15 protein-coding genes are annotated in these 17,004 nt (G+C 45.8%); 11 read left to right on the top strand and 4 right to left on the bottom strand.

The window, feature by feature from the left end:
• Window positions 1–52 precede the first annotated feature (52 nt).
• The 4 genes from E7Z59_RS05600 (at window position 53) to E7Z59_RS05585 (ending at window position 3,763) form a co-directional block, all read left to right on the top strand.
• Window positions 53–337 (top strand): hypothetical protein, encoded by a 285-nt coding sequence (locus tag E7Z59_RS05600; protein ID WP_136335292.1) that lies wholly within the window; start codon window positions 53–55, stop codon window positions 335–337.
• Window positions 338–379: 42 nt separating this feature from the next.
• Entirely contained in the window at window positions 380–814 is a 435-nt protein-coding gene (locus E7Z59_RS05595) for a cupin domain-containing protein (protein ID WP_136335291.1), read from the top strand.
• A 276-nt stretch (window positions 815–1,090) separates the two neighbouring features.
• The gene (locus E7Z59_RS05590; RefSeq protein ID WP_136335290.1) at window positions 1,091–2,200 is read left to right on the top strand and encodes a lipid II:glycine glycyltransferase FemX; all 1,110 of its coding nucleotides are present in this window, start codon (window positions 1,091–1,093) and stop codon (window positions 2,198–2,200) included.
• Window positions 2,201–2,344: 144 nt separating this feature from the next.
• Window positions 2,345–3,763, top strand: a complete 1,419-nt coding sequence (locus tag E7Z59_RS05585; RefSeq protein ID WP_136335289.1) for an amidohydrolase family protein — start codon at window positions 2,345–2,347, stop codon at window positions 3,761–3,763.
• Between the two features lie 208 nt (window positions 3,764–3,971).
• Here E7Z59_RS05585 and E7Z59_RS05580 read toward each other — a convergent pair whose 3' ends face one another.
• A complete protein-coding gene (locus E7Z59_RS05580; RefSeq protein WP_136335288.1) occupies window positions 3,972–4,880 on the bottom strand; it encodes a hypothetical protein in 909 nt (302 codons plus the stop codon).
• Window positions 4,881–5,572: 692 nt separating this feature from the next.
• Window positions 5,573–7,732, bottom strand: a complete 2,160-nt coding sequence (locus E7Z59_RS05575; RefSeq protein ID WP_136335287.1) for a penicillin acylase family protein — start codon at window positions 7,730–7,732, stop codon at window positions 5,573–5,575.
• A 142-nt stretch (window positions 7,733–7,874) separates the two neighbouring features.
• Between E7Z59_RS05575 and bla the strand changes: the two genes are divergently transcribed.
• The 6 genes from bla to E7Z59_RS05545 all read left to right on the top strand — a co-directional run bounded on the left by bla (window position 7,875) and on the right by E7Z59_RS05545 (window position 14,502).
• Window positions 7,875–8,621 (top strand): subclass B1 metallo-beta-lactamase, encoded by a 747-nt coding sequence (gene bla, locus E7Z59_RS05570; RefSeq protein WP_136335286.1) that lies wholly within the window; start codon window positions 7,875–7,877, stop codon window positions 8,619–8,621.
• Between the two features lie 75 nt (window positions 8,622–8,696).
• A complete protein-coding gene (locus E7Z59_RS05565; protein WP_136335285.1) occupies window positions 8,697–9,239 on the top strand; it encodes a DUF4287 domain-containing protein in 543 nt (180 codons plus the stop codon).
• 196 nt (window positions 9,240–9,435) lie between these two features.
• Window positions 9,436–10,215: a DUF6090 family protein gene (locus tag E7Z59_RS05560; protein ID WP_242015607.1), complete on the top strand. Its 780-nt coding sequence runs from the start codon at window positions 9,436–9,438 to the stop codon at window positions 10,213–10,215.
• Window positions 10,216–10,226: 11 nt separating this feature from the next.
• Complete coding sequence (locus tag E7Z59_RS05555) at window positions 10,227–11,249, top strand: Kelch repeat-containing protein (protein ID WP_136335284.1); 1,023 nt, start codon at window positions 10,227–10,229, stop codon at window positions 11,247–11,249.
• Between the two features lie 334 nt (window positions 11,250–11,583).
• Window positions 11,584–11,925, top strand: coding sequence for a zinc ribbon domain-containing protein YjdM (locus E7Z59_RS05550; RefSeq protein WP_136335283.1), 342 nt, complete (start codon window positions 11,584–11,586; stop codon window positions 11,923–11,925).
• 390 nt (window positions 11,926–12,315) lie between these two features.
• Window positions 12,316–14,502 (top strand): amino acid permease, encoded by a 2,187-nt coding sequence (locus E7Z59_RS05545; RefSeq protein WP_136335282.1) that lies wholly within the window; start codon window positions 12,316–12,318, stop codon window positions 14,500–14,502.
• 71 nt (window positions 14,503–14,573) lie between these two features.
• Here E7Z59_RS05545 and E7Z59_RS05540 read toward each other — a convergent pair whose 3' ends face one another.
• On the bottom strand, window positions 14,574–15,515 hold the full coding sequence (locus E7Z59_RS05540) for an aldo/keto reductase (protein WP_136335281.1): 942 nt from the start codon (window positions 15,513–15,515) through the stop codon (window positions 14,574–14,576).
• A 91-nt stretch (window positions 15,516–15,606) separates the two neighbouring features.
• Window positions 15,607–16,239: a transglutaminase-like domain-containing protein gene (locus E7Z59_RS05535; protein ID WP_136335280.1), complete on the bottom strand. Its 633-nt coding sequence runs from the start codon at window positions 16,237–16,239 to the stop codon at window positions 15,607–15,609.
• Between the two features lie 193 nt (window positions 16,240–16,432).
• Between E7Z59_RS05535 and E7Z59_RS05530 the strand changes: the two genes are divergently transcribed.
• Window positions 16,433–16,975, top strand: coding sequence for a ClpP family protease (locus E7Z59_RS05530; RefSeq protein ID WP_136335279.1), 543 nt, complete (start codon window positions 16,433–16,435; stop codon window positions 16,973–16,975).
• Window positions 16,976–17,004 lie beyond the last annotated feature (29 nt).

Raw genomic sequence — 17,004 nt, 5'->3', positions numbered from 1 at the left:
CAAATAAATTAAGTTATCTTTATATAGGACGAACCTTTCAAATACCCTTCCAATGAGATCCATTAGAATTTTCCCCATCCTGTTAATAACCACTGTTCTGTTACTCATTCCTTTTATTGCCATGCAATTTACCGCTGAGGTAAACTGGTCGGGCTTTGATTTTATGATCATGGCCATATTACTTACCGGCTGCGGCCTGACTATTGAAGTCATCCGGGTAAAAACCTCCGGGGGCCAAAAGCGTGTCCTGTTAACGCTGTTGGCTATTCTCCTTTTCTTACTTCTTTGGGCAGAATTGGCAATTGGCGTATTCAACAGCCCGATCGCGGGGTCCTGATCACAACTCCTGCTGTGCAGATACCATTAAATTTATACACAAATGAAAGTAAAGATCCTAAAGGCCTCTAAAGGCAAAAGACTCAACGTTCTTGGGGATAACCAGCTCATCCTGCTAACCGGAAAAGATACCAACGGGCAACTTACCTCGCTGATCGAGGACAATGAACCCGGAATGCAACTGCCCATGCATGTTCATGAAAATGAAGACGAATTTTTTAAGGTCATAAAAGGAGAAGTAGAGTTCACCGCTGATGGAAAATCACAGGTATTAAAGGCCGGAGATTCCATTTTTCTTCCCAGGGGTATTCCCCATGGATGGACCGTGGTAGGTGATACCAATGCAGTAATGCACCTGGATATCTATCCCGCCGGTCTCGAAAATATGTTCGAGGAATTAAGCGCTCTTCCCCCCGGACCTCCCGACCTGGAGAAAGTAGCCGGGATCTGCGGAAAGTACGGAGTGAAGTTTGTTTAGGAGTGGAAGTTCGAGACACGAGTTTGAATTATGAATGATGGATAACAGATGGTTTCATAGCAAGTCCCGAAATGAAGCCGTAGGTAACTCCAGGTGGGGCGCCCTGAGATGAATTCCGATTTCATATTTTTTAAACAAAACCCACCGATCTTTGAATATTTTTCAAGAGTTAAGAGGGCATTTTAAACATAACATTCTGATTTTCAAAAACCACAAAATCCAGCTTTATTCCTGTTTGGTCTTTTTAATTTTGCAGGCCAAAATCAGGTAAAGCGTATGATCTGTAAACTGAAGCCAAAAGGTATTGAAGAGTTAAATGCAACAAACATCCTTCCCCAAACCCCTTTCTGGGGCAGGATCAAAAAAGATCAGGGATTCATTCCTACGGCATTTGAACTTACCGTTTCCCGGAATCTGTTGCAGGGAGATGCTGAATCGTTATCAAAAGAAGGAGAAGACCTGCTTGTCCTTATCAGGTACATCAACCACGATACCTGCTACGCCTATGTGCCCTACGGTCCGAAACTCGAGCCTGATTTCGAGAACCAGGGCTTGTTCCTGGAGCAGATCTCTGAAACCATAAAACCCCACCTCCCTACCAATTGCATCTTTATACGATACGATCTGATCTGGCAAAATCAATGGTCAGCAGAAAAAGAATATTTTGATCAAAATGGCAATTGGATAGGACCACCACAAAGCAACACCCAGGAGTTTCGGGTAAACTACAAAACCTATAACTGGAACCTAAAAAAAAGTAGTAGTGATATCCTGCCTAAGAACACCTTTTTCCTCGATCTCACCCGTAGCGAAGAGGATTTAATGAGCAATATGCGTTACAATACCCGGTACAATGTTCGCAAAGCCTTAAAGAACGGTATACAGGTAAGGGAATACGGCCTGGAGCAGATTGGTTCATGGTACACCCTGTACCGTGATACGGCACTGCGCCATGGCATGCCTTTGCAGGATGAAAGTTATTTTTCTTCCATCCTGAAAAATCAGGACAACCATAAAAGAGGGGTCACTATCAAAATGTTGATGGCTGAGAAAGATGGAGAGATCTTAGCTTCCATGTTTCTCGTACTTTCAGGCCAAAGAGCCACTTATCTCTACGGAGCATCGTCCAGCGGGCGCGGTAATATGGTGGCCAGCTATGCCCTGCAATGGGAATCGATTCGAGTGGCCAAACAATGGGGATGCACCGAATACGACATGTTCGGTTCTGCACCCAACCTGAATCCCAATCATCCGCTTCACGGGGTGCATATCTACAAGAAAGGATTCGGAGGCGATCTCTTTCACCGTATGGGCTGCTGGGATTACCCTTATCAGCACGAGCTATACAACCAATTCAGGTTCCAGGAGCTGAACATGATGAATTAATGCTCACTCAACTCTTGCCTCGGTTAATACTCTTTTGCCCGGGCTCCAAAACTGGCCTTACTACTTACCCTGACTCAAATCTAAAAAGTAACAAACACACTTAGAGGCAATTGTAGTATATTGAAGACATAATCACATACTTCTATGAGCTTTAAATACTTAATCACTGTTTCTTTTGCTTTATTCTGGATCCTGACCCTCCATGCACAATCTTATACCGAACAGGTAAAGCGCTTCATCGCTGTTGATACCAACTCGGTGGCCATCACCGACGTTAAGATCATTGACGGTACGGGGAATGCTCCCCTCTCCGGTCAAACCGTGTTATTTTCTGAGGGTGTGATCACCGAAATTGGAGAAAACATTAAAATACCGGAAGAAACCCTGATTATTGATGGTACAGGAAAAACCCTGATACCGGGATTTGTGATGATGCATGAGCATATATTTTATTCCATGCCCTTTGAAAACTGGTTCAGCGTAGGGCAAATGAGTTTCACCTTTCCCAGACTTTATCTTGCAGGGGGAGTAACCTCCATGAGAACAGCAGGGAGTATTGAACCCGAAACCGATCTGAACCTGAAAAAATGGATCGAGGCGGGAAAAATGACCGGACCACGGATGGATGTCACCAGTCCTTTTATTGAGCGGGAAGGGTACGATATAGCAGAGTTAGGCTTTGTAAGCAGTCCGGAAGAAGTGCGCAAGATGGTTCAGTTCTGGGCCGATCGGGGCGTAACCTCCTTCAAGGTGTACAATCATATAACCCGCGAAGACCTGAAGGTATGCGTAGAAGAAGCTCATAAACTCGGGCTCAAAGTTACCGGTCACCTCTGCTCTGTTACCTATCAGGAGGCCTCAGAAATCGGGATAGACAACCTGGAGCATGGCTTTATGGTATCCAGTGATTTTCTCGAAGATAAGCAGGTCGATTTTTGCGACCCTTTTCGCTCCCGGGAAGCTATTCGCGCCCTGGAAGAAGACAGTCCTGAAATGAAATCCCTGATCGATCTGCTCATAAAAAATCAAACGGCCATTACCACCACTCCGGTAGTTTTTGAGCCCTATACTGACCACGAAATGATTCCCGGAGGTGGCGAGGAAGCACTGGCCACCCAGGTATTGGAAAGGATCAAAAGTCAATACGACCGTATGCAGGGAAGAGATTCTTCCGTGCATGTCCAGTTCAAAAAAGACCTTAAATGGCTAAAGCAATTTCACGATAAGGGCGGACACCTGATGGCAGGGACCGACCCTACCGGGGCAGGAAGAACGGTAGCCGGTTATGCCAACCAACGCACCCTTGAGATCCTGGTAGAAAACGGGTTTAGTTTGGGAGAAGCCATAAAAATATGCAGCCTGAACGGGGCCATCTACCTCGGTATGGAGGAGAATACCGGCAGCCTGGAGAAGGGAAAATGGGCCGATATGATCCTCATTGATGGCGACCTGGAAGACGATATTCGCAATATCCGCAAAACTGAGATCGTATTCAAAAAAGGCACCGGCTTTGATTCTGCAAAGCTGTTTGAGTCTGTAAAGGGCAAGGTGGGGTTGAACTAAACAGGGACGAGTTTCAGGAACGAGTTTGAGTTTGAAATTAATCGTCTTTGCAGGGCCGAGCGTTCGGAAATGGTTCAGCGAACCATTTTAGCGATGGAGCCAGCTGGCGCGCGGGATAAAACAGGCTGTGGCAATCTCCCGAATATAGAGAAGAGCCCACCTACCAGCCTACCTGTCTACCAGCTTACCTATCTACCCGTCTACCCAACTACTGCTTAAAATAACTCTCCTTATACTGCAGCCCTACCTCCTGCTCCATGAGTAATACCTCAGGTTTATCTTTTCGCAACCCTACCTGCCAATTATTATAGATCTCCCAGTCGTTATTTACAAAAACAGGTTCTCCGAATTGCGCCAGCAAGGCTTCACGAATGCGTTCCTCCTCTTCTTTTCCGGTAAGGATCCAAACCACATTGAGCTTATTATCTCCAAAGCGGGCTTCTACCTTCCTGGGAAATCCGAGATAATCCACCCCGAAACAATTTACCTGCACCTGTGCATTAGGGTCTGATCCGTCCAGTTCCTCCTTATAAGTAAAAAGGCTGTTTTCTTCCATGGGGCCTGCCATGGATTCCAGTCTGGCTCCCATAGCCAGGAATTCCGGAATGGTTGTAGCCTCAGAAATACTTTCTTGATCCTTCGAGTCATCCAGCAAGGGATTCTCCCAGGTAAACAGGTTGGCGTGAATAGCTCCGGGCGACAGGATCCAGGCGATATCTTTCTTTCTGTTTAGGAATAATCCATCGTCAAAGTAAACCGAATAGTCCATATAGGCCTCTGCAGTATCGGTGCGTCCTTCGGTGAATACCCGCCACACATTGCCCCGGGCCACCACATATTTCAATTGGTTATCGCCAAAAGTGAAAACCATTCTGTCTATGGTTCCTCTTGGCGTTTTCACTTCCTTACAGATCAGATGGTCTTCCTTATTCTCCGCCAGGGGAAAGACAGGCTTGTCTATGGCTATTAATTCTACTGACCCTGCCATAGATTCCAGTTTTCCCATACATGCTTCAAGGGGATCATTGATGGCTATTTCGTTAAAAACCTTTACAGATTGAGCTGTTGACAGTAAAGGCAACATAGTAACCAGGAGTACAAAAAAGTATGTTTTCATATTATAATTTTAGTGAAAAGTAACAGGTAACCATGCCTGCGGCTTGGCAGGCAGGTAACAGGTAACACGAGATAGGGAATGATAGGTTGAGCTCAAAACAAAAAACTATATGTTTGAATCATGAATCATAACTCCCTGCGAACTCAAACCTGCCTGCGGAAGGCAGGCTCGTACCTCGAACTATAAACTGTATACCGCAAACCGCTAACTGCTAACTGCTAACTGCAATCTGCAAACCGCAAACTGTATCATAAAGACTCAACATCACCCCTTGTGTTACACACTTGAAATATTCTTATCTTTACTTTAACTCCGAATCTCCTGACAACCAACCTGTTTAGGCTCTAAAATCTAACAGTTATGGGAAATTGTGTCTGTACAGATTGCGACTGCAAAAAGTGTAACTGCAGAGATTGCAGTAAATATGAATGCCCTTGCGACGTTTGCGAATGCAATAAATGCGAATGTTGCCGGGATGTAGCCTATACGAGGAGCGATTTTTAGTTTGAGGGACGAGCCTGCCTTCCGCAGGCAGGTTTCAGGGACGAGTTTGGTTGCCAGTAGACAGGTTTGACAAAGTACGGAGTGACTAGTTTGGAATTCGGAATTTGAACATTATTCCATCTCCCCTTCTACCTGCCTACCTGTTTACCGATCTACCCGTTTACCGATACTACTACATCGCTATATCCCTACATTCCCACATCCCTATCCAACGGATGATACTTCCGCTCTGCCTGCTTTTCAAGGGCTGCCCTGGTAAATGGAACATCTCGTAATTCATGTTTTACGAATTTCTCCATTTGGTCATTGTAGTGTTCAGAGTTTTCAATACTGCTGGCCGATCCGTATTGGTGAATGGCCTTAGAGCTTTTTAACCCGGTACTATCCCAGGCTACGAACATGGTAAAGCCATCTCCCGCCTTTGCCAGCATGTTCCCATTTTCGTTCAGCCCATCAGTATATACAGCTCTCAGAATATCCGGTCCTCCTGAAATGGGCAGGGACCGCTCTCCCCTTTTTAGTCTTTGAACCTCGCCCAGCTTGATCCTTGTTGTACCATACCTTTTAATCAAAGCATCGACGGCTGAGGTAAAGACATCATTTAAACCAGCGGCTGACATGTCAGGCTCTTTAATGATCGGATCTAAAGTAAGGATTCCTAAAAGGGCCGTTTCATTGTCTCTTCCGGTGCTTAAGTTCCATTCCCTGAGTTGCTGTCGGGCCTCCCGGTATTCAGGCTTCATCATGACATCAAGGTCCCCCTGGGCCAGCCATTGATACAATCGTTTAACAGGAGGATAATCAATATGGTATTTAAGATCGTATTTGATAGTATACAAGGCTTCCCCGCTAATTAAACTGTCACCTTTTGCCATGGCTTCAATTCTCATAGATCGGTTGGTTTCCTGCTGTTCCAGTCCCATAAATTCCGGGTACTCGTTCTTTTGTGCATCATCATCTCCATCGGTAGCAGAGAATGGGGTGTTGTTGGCATTGTATACCAGTCCGCTTTTCGGATTCACGGTTTTCGGCATCATCTCAAAAGGAAGGTATTTGCTCCAGATCAGGGTAGCATCTGTACCGGGTACTTCCTCCTTCCATGCAACTCCATCCAGGCGTTTCGGGAACATGGCATTGTAGTAATGACCAATATTCCCTTCGGTATCGGCATAGATGTAATTGATGCTTGGCATGGCATTCATTTGAAGTGCACTTTCAAAATCTTCCTTATTGCCGGCCTTGTTCAAACGAAAGAGGAATTCCAGGGTTCTTACTTCGCCCATACCTGCCCATTTGGTCGCAAACCATCCGTGATCGGTTTCCAGCACCGGCCCATGTTCAGAGATCAGAATTCGCTTGTCAAAGGTCCACCGCACAGGGCCGAGAAAACTCACGAGGATTTTTGCTGTTTTTTCCTTAAAATCCACCCATCTCCCATCCAGCTCATATTGCATTTCGTTCTCAGGATTCACTTTGAGTTTGTAAAAGTCTACCAGGTCGGGCTTATTGACCGTATTGGCCCATCCCAGCTTATCGTTATGACCGTGAATGATCAGGGGCGAACCGGGAAAGGTACCCCCGGCCATATTCCAACCTTCCTCCGAATGCAACCGGGCCTCATACCAAGCCACCGGACCTTCCAGGGGTTGATGTGAATTAACCAGCAGTCTGGTCATACCATCTTCCGAACGATGAGGGGCTATGGCTATCCCCTGGCTCCCCAAAGGCACTTTAGGGGTGTTATTCCATAATAGTGCGGTCTCCCCCGTCGTTTCCATACTCTCCGGCTCCCGGGGTTCCAGCATCTTACCCAGGGCTTTGTCAAAGCCGTAAAACATGGGCGTTTTAAAGGTGAAGCCCGCCACAATATCCTTTCCGGTCACAGGAAATAAATAGCGTGACCATTCTCCGGGATGTTGAGACGCATATAAATTTACCCCATCGGCATAGGCCTCTGCGATCACCTTCACCGAATCAGGCACCTCTACCTCATACTTCTTATCGACGGCATCCCAAACGCCCATAAAGTTAACTACGAAATCAGTTTTAGCTGCTGTATACCCATATTTGGAAGCAATAAGTCCCCTGGTGGCAAGAAGCACATCCTGCAGGGTTTGAAAATCATCTTCACTTTGGGCATATCCCAATCCGAAGGCCACATCGGCATCCTTTACCCCATAAATGTGAGGCACCCCCAAGCTGTCTCTAAGGATCTCCACCTCGTACGCAGAAGCCTTATTAACATAAGACGAAAGATCCGGCCTGGATGGTTGAGTTATTAGGGCAGTGAAATAAATGATCAAAAATACGATCAGTATGAACAAAAAAGGGTAGCGAAGTTTTCTCATGACAAGTGCTAAGGAAAAATTGCCGGAAATATAAAAAATAAATTAACGTTGCCCTTGAAATATGTATTTTCGAATGGGTTAACCCTCCCATATAAATCCAAATAACAGGAACCGTGGTTTCCCCTATTGAACAGATAGATCTATGAACATTATCTCAGCACTTTCGATAACGATTTTATGCACCTTACGCATTTGGGCACAACCTAATTCGAATATAATTTACAGCTCTGATGAATTGGTTATCGAACAAATTGCACAAAATCTTTATAAACACATTTCAACCATTGAGATTCCCGGTTCAGGTAAATTTCCGTGTAATGGGGTGATCTACTTTTCCGAAGGGGAGGCTGTAATCCTTGACACCTCGGTAGGTGACAAGGCTTCCATCGAACTTATCAATTGGATCCAGGACCTACAGGAACATCAGATCAGAGGAGTAATTGTTAATCATTATCACGATGATTGTCTTGGAGGCTTGAATGTCTTCCATTCCAGGAATATCCCGTCTTATGCGAATAAGCATACAATAATCCTTGCCAGAGAACATGGGAATCCTGTACCCCAAAATGGATTTTCAGGATCATTTGATCTTGAAGTGGGAAATACCGAGGTCGTTACATCCTTTATCGGTGAAGGACACACCTCCGACAATGTGGTCAGCTACCTTCCTAAAGTAAATGCCCTCTTTGGAGGTTGTCTGATAAAAGCTTTAAAGGCCGACAAAGGAAACCTAAATGATGCCAATCTGGAGCAATGGCCTGTAACCGTTGAAGAGATCATACGCTTGTACCCCGAAGTTCAAATCGTTATACCGGGACATGGAAAGGAAGGTGGAAAGGAGCTACTGGATTACACCATTCAATTATTCGAGTTCACTACCAGGGAATAAAATTTTGACTATCACTGAATTGATTATCTTTAAGAAAGATTCCTTTTGTTCAGAAAATAAAAAACATATCCCCTTATGGACAAAGCACTTCAAACTATGATAGCCAATATGCCTGAAAAAACAGGCCGTTCTTTGGAAGAGTGGAAGCAATTGCTTCACGAGATGAAATTTGACAAGCACGCTGCTGCAGTGAAATTCCTCAAACAGGAGCACGGGGTTACCCATGGTTTTGCCAATACCATTGTAACCCTCTGCAAACAGGAAGTCACTTCAGATCTGGAGCTCCTGGCCAATCAATACAAGGGACGGGAGTCCTTATACCCTATCTATGAAAAGATCGTTGAATATGTAAAAGGTCTGGGTGACGACGTGACCATTTCAGTAAAGAAAACCGGGGTAAGTGTCATCAGAAAACGACAGTTCATTCTGATCAAACCGGCTACTAAAACACGGATCGACCTGGGGTTTAAACTCAAGGATCATCCTATAGGGGAACGCCTGGAAGATTCCGGACCTTTTGGCACCATGTGCACCCACCGGGTACGCCTGAGCGAGGTGAATGATGTAGACAAAGAATTAAAAGGATGGATCAAAGAAGCTTATGAGGAGTCGGTATGAGTATGAGTATGAGTTTGAGTTTGAGCCTGCCTGCCATCCCTCTGCCTGCGTCAGATAAATTCGGGAGGAAATCCTGCCGCATTTATCTGCCGTACGGCAGAGGTAGGTTTGAGGGACGATCGCGGCCTTCGTTATTAATGAAAATATTTATGAAACGCCTTCCTTAAAGAGAGCATATCTACCTGAAATTACTGCCATGCTGCTATTTTTTAAAAACCTAAGAAAACAACTCCTGTCACAGAATAAATTAAAAAACTACCTGCTTTACGCTTTGGGCGAGCTGGTCCTGGTGGTAGCAGGAATCCTTATCGCCCTTGCTATCAATAATTCACGGGAGGAACAGATCTTAATGCAGAAGGAAGAGGTTTATCTTCTGGGGCTGCAAAACGAATTTGAAATAAGCAAGATCAAACTTGAAGAATTAGTCAGGGTCAATAGGTCTAATTACGAAAAAGCCACCTTGATCCTGAAACATGCTTCTGATACGGTTAATTCCCTGGACGAAATTACCTTTTCCAATCTTTTAAATGATGCCTTTTCAAGAGACATTTCTTTTAATCCAAACACTTCCCTGATCCAGGAAATGATAAGCTCGGGGAGTCTTAAGGACCTTTCGGATAATGAACTCCGTATTCAGCTCACGAACTGGCTGGCTACCCTGGAGGATATTGCAGGACAGGAAAGAGACCAGGAAATACGCCGGCAGGAAGTCATGAAATTATTCGAAACTGACAAGGCGAGTGTCCGCACCATTACCGACCAAACCGGAGTTACCCAAAGCATTATAGGGTTAGACGCTTTAGAAGAAAATTACAGCAATCTTCCTCTCCTCGATGACCGAAGTTTTGAAAACAATCTCCTGATGTTCATTCTCAGCGCCCGATCTACAGAAACGAATCACTACCTGCCTCTCATTGCTGACCTCGATACCATACTCGAATTGATCAGTCTAAACCTCAGTGCGCTGCAAACTTAAAAAACACCAATATGACAGATCGTCGAACCTTTATAAAAAACACTGCCCTCACCGGGGTATTCCTTACCGCCTGTGATAGCCTTTTCGCTTTTCATGAGTTGTCTGATGATTGGACCCCCAGGGCTTCCTTACCTATCAACGTTCAGGAGATCTATTGTGCTGTCTTAAATAATAAGATTCATATGGCAGGCGGATTTGTTTTCTCACCGGGTACAACTGCAGTATCAGACCAACACTTGGTCTATGATCCGGTCAAGGATACCTGGACGCAACTCAGTACGCTGCCTCAACCCAGGCATCACCTCCAGCTTGCCGTTCATGGAAATAAATTATACGGTATGGGAGGTTTCCTGGCCGGCAGTGCAGATGCAACCTGGCAAATGCAGGATCAAACCTGGATCTGGGATCCGGCCACCGGAAAATGGACTGAAGGGTCAAACGCCCCTGCGCTGCACGGAGAAACGGTGGCGGCAACCCTGGGAGATCGCATCCACATCGTGGGCGGCCGAAAGCCGCAAGGCAGCTCCAACGCTACCTGGAACGACCATACCGACACCAACCATCATCTGATCTATTTGCCTGCAGAAGACCGTTGGGAAGAAGGGGCTCCGGCACCTACCTCCAGGAACAGTGCCGCAGGAGCTGTCATTAACGGGGAATTATATATAACCGGCGGACGAACGGTTTCGGGAGGCAATGTGAACTCCCTTGAAGTTTATGACCCTAAAGAGGATCAATGGCGCACCGCTTCCCCCATGCCACAAGCACAAGGAGGCCTGGCAGCAGCTTCGGTTAATGGTAAACTTTATGCTTTCGGAGGTGAATACTTTAACAATGGCGGTGGAGTATACCCGGAATGCTGGGTTTATGACCCAAATAAAGACGAGTGGACCAAAGGCCCTGATATGCGTACCCCCAGGCACGGCTTGGCCGGAGCTTCCATGGGAAATACGATCTATGCTATTGCCGGAGCAAAGAAGGCCGGAGGCAATGAGACTTCCAATATTCTGGAGAGTTTTACGGTGGGAGATTGAGGGATAAGCCTGCCTGCTGCAGGCGAGGTTTGAGGTACGAGTTTGAGATTTGAGTGTTACAGTCCTGATAAGATTAGAAAAAGTTCGTCTTCGCGAGGCGGCCCTTTGGGCCAACGTGGCGATCTCCCAAAATCTGGAAGGAGCTTGAAAGGTGAGCCTGCCTGCCGCAGGCAAGGTTTGAGGTACGAGTTTGAGGTGCGAGCCTACCCGCATACCTGCTTACCTGCTTACCCGCTTACCCCTCTACCCCAGCTTATTTTAATACCTTTGCAACGTTTAAAGAACCCTCCCTCTTAAAGCAACTCTGTTACATTCAATAAAAAAACAACCGGCCATGTCTGATGAAATGAAACCCTGCCCCCAATGCGAGTCACCCTACGGGTATTTAAAAACACAAAGCCTTTATGCCTGCCCGGAGTGCGGACATGAATGGGACCCCGCCAATATTCCAGATGAGGATGAAATGGTGGTAGTTGACTCCAATGGCAACCGCCTGGAAGAAGGCGATTCGGTGATCGTTATCAAAGACCTCCCTGTAAAAGGTGCTAAAGGCCCTGTGAAAGCAGGAACCAAGGTGAAGAATATCCGCCTGGTGGAAGGCGATCATAATATCAGCTGCAAGATCGATGGTTTCGGGGCCATGGGCTTGAAATCGGAGTTTGTGCGTAAAGCGTGAGTTAGTTTGAGGAACGAGTTTGAGTTTGAGACTGCCAGCCACCGCCCCTGCTGGCCCCATCGCTAAAAATGTCCACCGGACATTTTTTCAACGCTCGGTCCTCCTTCGCTCCTTAGCCTATTCACCTATTTGCCCATTTGCCGATTTACTCCTTCACTTCTTTGCTTCTTTGCTTGTCACCGCGCAACCTGGCCTCTTCACTAAAAATGTCCACCAGACATTTTTATACGCTCGGTCCTCCTTTGCTTCTTCGCCCCCCTGCCTTCGGCAGGCAGGTTCGCTTCTTTGCCTCTTCGCCCTTTGGGAATTTGAAAACTTGATTTATCCCCTGATATTCAACACCATCTGACTAAAATTTAGCTAACTTGTATAGAGCATTCAAGGTAGTCTGTGGCAACGAATTCCAATCATAACCAATTCAATACTGTTCAGGGGGTATTTGTACCCACCTTACTTACCATTCTTGGGATCATCCTGTTTTTAAGGTTACCCTGGGTAGTTGGTAATGCCGGGGTGGGCGGAGCCATACTTATCATTCTTATTTCCGTTTCCATCACCCTGCTCACCAGCCTGTCGCTTTCGTCGGTGATCACCAATATACGTATCGGATTTGGAGGAGCTTTTGCTATTATATCAAGATCGCTCGGTTTAGAGATCGGAGGCAGTATAGGAATTCCTCTATACCTCTCACAGGCCATAGCGGTGGCCATGTATATTTTTGGTTTCAGGGAAGGCTGGTTATGGATCTTTCCCGACCATTATCCCTTGCTGGTAGACCTTACTGTGTTCTTATTGGTATTCGGCATTGCCTATACCAGTACCAAGCTGGCCTTTAAGATCCAATATGTTATCCTGGCTTTGATCATCGTTGCCATTACCTCCATTGTTCTTGGATTTTTACAGTTGGAAAACTTTGAGCAGCCAAAGATCATAGGCGATTTTGTACAGGCCAGTGAAGGAGAACTTATAGGCGCAAATTTCTGGTTGGTTTTCGCGGTATTTTTTCCTGCAGTTACCGGCATCATGGCCGGGTTGAACATGTCGGGAGATCTTAAGAATCCGAGGAAAAGCATCCCCAAAGGTACCCTGCTCGCTGTTGCCATTACCACCCTTATTTATATTGCCCTGGCTATTATTGCGGCCTATATGGGCGAGGTGAAAGAGCTGGTTGACAATTACACCTTCTTTATAGATCATGCCTATATGCCTGCCCTGGTATTAGCCGGACTGGCCGGAGCAACTTTTTCCTCTGCCCTCACCTCCTTTATAGGAGCCCCAAGGGTGCTTGAAGCCATTGCCAGGAATAACATTCTTCCCTTCTCTGACAAGCTAAGCAAACGTAATAATAGAGGTGAACCTGCCGGAGCTATTTTGTTTACAGGGATCATTGTTCTTGCTGCTCTTTTACTTCGAGAGCTTAATCTCATAGCACCCCTGATCACGCTTTTCTTTCTTATCACCTACGTCATGATCAACCTGGTGGTACTCATAGAACAAAGCCTGTCATTACCCAGTTTTCGACCCACCTTCAGCATTCCTATTTTTATACCCCTGGCAGGAACCCTGCTCTGTCTTCTGGCCATGTTCGTGGTCAGTCCGTTATTCTCCCTGGTTTCTATTATTACGGTATTTTTTGTTTATGCCTACCTCATGCGCAAACACCTAAACTATACCGGTGGTTATGCCCGAAGTGGTTTATTCACTGCCCTGGCCAAATGGGCTACAGAGCGTTCAGCCTCCCTCTCACAGCACAATGAGCCCAGGTCATGGCAGCCCGACCTGCTGGTTGCTGTAGAGCAACCCCGTGATCTGCGATCTTCCTTTCGGTTGATCTATGCTATTGTTCATCCCAAAGGCTCTCTTAAAGTACTTGGTATTGGAACAGGGGATGCCCTGGAACTGCTCAAAAAAGAAATACCTCTGCTTGTTTCCAAAATGAAACGCTCGGGAGATTCCATTACCTATTCTTTTATTGAAAGTGAGTACTTTGATCAAAGCGTTCAGGTGGGTATACAGGCTCTGGACGCCGCCTATTTTAAACCGAACTCTGTTTTTCTCAGGATCGATTCCAGAACCCGTGGCTTTGATTCCTATGAATTGTTGATCCGTAAGCAAATTAATGCCAATAGAGGCGTACTGCTCTACATTCCCTTTGCCCAGGTAGGACTGGGATTGGAAAAGAGCATCAATCTCTGGTTGGCAGATATTCCTGAAAATTGGGAAACCAAAAGAGAATTAGGAAATAACGATCTGGCCATACTGATGGGGCTTCTTCTTGAAGAAAACTGGGATGCACGCCTTAATATCATCCTAGAGCTCAACCCGGAGCAAACTACCGGTGAGGGCCAAATATTCTTAAAACGGTTAAAAGAAAGTGCAAGGCTACCTAAGAACGTAGGATTCCATTTGGTAAGAAAAGACACTCCTGAACTCTGGAACAAGGTGCCTCCGGCAGATCTCAGTATTGCATCTTTTGATGCCGATTCTCCTCTAACCGATCTCCTGGTGGTGGTACAAAACCATCGTTCTTCCTTTCTTTTCACAGCCGATTCAGGCAGGGAGAACGCACAATTCTGATCCTGGCACCCCACCTTCTGCGGACTGTGATTTCAAAATTGTTTTTTCCTTAAAATCAACATTCTCTTGTCTTACCAGGGTAACTTCAAAGCTTCGACTTCTTCCTTATAAAATGATTCGAGCGCTTCCACCATGGTTTGCGGAAGTTGTTGTTCAGCACTCTCCAGGTTTCCTCTTAACTGATCCCGGGAAATATTTCCGGGAATCACCGTGCTTACGGCCTCATGAGCCAGGCAAAAAGCTATGGCAGTTTTGGCCATATCCCGCCCGGGACCGATGATCGCTCTCACACGTTCCACCAGCCTGCCCCTGGTGATGATATCTTCCTTACTCCACCGCTCCCGAATATCCGTAAAAGTGCTTTCTTCCGTGTATTTTCCGGTAAGCCACCCGGAATCCAGGGGGATTTTTACGATGATTCCCACCTCTTTCTCCAAAGCCATAGGAAAAGCTCTGGCCGCATCCTGGTGAAAGATGTTAAAAAAGGCCTCAATAACCCCGGCTCCGGTAGTCTCCATCAGAAGTTTCATTTCCTCAAAAGTATCCAAGGAAGCTCCATAGGCTTTGATCTTGCCTTCTGCCTTCAGGTCTTCGAGAATAGCATAATGGTCGTTCGTTCGTCCGTCCAGATGACTCATTGGAGGGTTGTGAATGATCAGGGAGTCCACATAATCCATTTGCAACCTTTGCAAGCTTCCCTCCAGTGATGTCCTAATATAGGAGGCGTCATAATTGGTAGTTCCGGTATCGGTATGACCGAATTTCGTATTCACTACGATCTTATCCCGATCTGCTCCCTTTAAGGCCTTTCCCAATCGCAGCTCGCTGCTTCCATGACCATAATTAGGAGCGGTGTCGAAAAAATTAACTCCCGAATCTAAGGCATAGGCAACCATATCTATAGCTTCCTTTTCCGACATACCTTTCCAGCCGGAGTTTACTCCCAACTGCCAGGCACCCAGCCCGATCTCAGATACAGCAGGAACTCCTGTTATGAACTTATTATATTTCATCTTTAAAAATTTTTATAAGAAACCGGGAGTCAATGACCACCTTTACCAATGAGCTACTCCCCAATTGTAAGACTGACTATACGCTAAAGGTTTAAAAGCGAACCCTGCCCTGATCTTTATAAGCAGCATACATCTCAGGGTAATTCTCTTTAAAGGTGTTCAATATAAATTCATAGGGGACGTCCTCGAAATGCCCGTAATCTTCCAGGTATTCCATGAAGACCTCTCCCCTGGCGTCATAAGGTTGTAATAATGCATCGGCACTGCCGTCAAAATCTACGGGATCTACCCCAAACTTATCGCAAAGCTCCTTGTTAAAAGTGGGCGAAGCCTTCAACCAGGCACCTTTATGGTATACATCTACCATTCCGTGAGGGGCCAGCTCATCAGATCCAAGTTTTTCGATAAGACGATCCACTGCCATATGGTTGGTTACCTTGGCCAGGTGAAGCCTTGACGGAATGCCCACCCCCCTTAGCATGGCCACCATTAAGATCGCCTTATCAATACAGTGCCCATCCTGCCGTTCAGCAATCGTACTTGCTCTGAAGTCTTCCCTTTGAAAACTTATATGGTAGGGGTTGTACCTCCATCCGTCTCTAACCATAAGATAAACCTGTCGGATCTTTTCCTGATCAGTATCCAGATCTTTAAGTGGATCAATAAATTTCCGGATCTGAGCATGATCAAAGTCAAAACTATCTGTTCTTTCGATGTATTTCATAGGTATCCACCAGGCTTTTTAGTTTTCCATTATCCTTATTAAAGAAAAGTATGGAAATTCCACCGTTTTCCCATGTTTCTTCATTGATTTTTGCCCTCGACAACATCTCTTGGTATTGATGAAAATAGTTAGAAGAATAAACCTGCGCTCTTCTCTCAAAAGTTTTATATTTGAGTAGACAAAAAATGAAACAATGGCAGAAAAGAAAATTCAAGATAAAATAGACGCTGCCTTGCTTGACCAACGCAAGGTATTTTTATGGGGACAGGTGGATGACAAATCTGCAAAACATGTGATCGATCGACTGATGTACCTGGATTCTCTGAGCAACGATGAGATCCAACTCATCATCAACAGTCCCGGAGGGTATGTAACCTCAGGAATGGCTATACACGATACCATGAAGGCTATTAAAAGCCCCGTATCTACCATTTGTACCGGACTGGCTGCTTCTATGGGGTCTATCTTGCTATCTGCAGGAGAAAAGGGAAGACGTTTTGTGTACCCTTATGCCAGGGTAATGATCCATCAGCCCAGTGGAGGGGCTCAAGGTCAGGCTTCAAATATTGAGATCCAGGCCAGAGAGATCATCAAGACCAAAGAGATCGGCGCCAAGATCCTGGCCGAGAACTGCGGACAGTCTGTAGAAAAGATCATGAAAGATTTTAACCGTGATTACTGGATGAATGCAGAAGAATCTCTTGAATACGGTATCGTTGACGGAATCATGGAATAAGATCTCGTTTCCTTATTAAAAGAAAATAC

Origin of the sequence: Robertkochia marina (assembly GCF_004799345.1) — a bacterium.
Taxonomy (GTDB): Bacteria; Bacteroidota; Bacteroidia; order Flavobacteriales; family Flavobacteriaceae; genus Robertkochia; species Robertkochia marina.
Note: the sequence above shows the minus strand (reverse complement) of the source record. Positions and strands in the feature narration are given on the sequence as shown.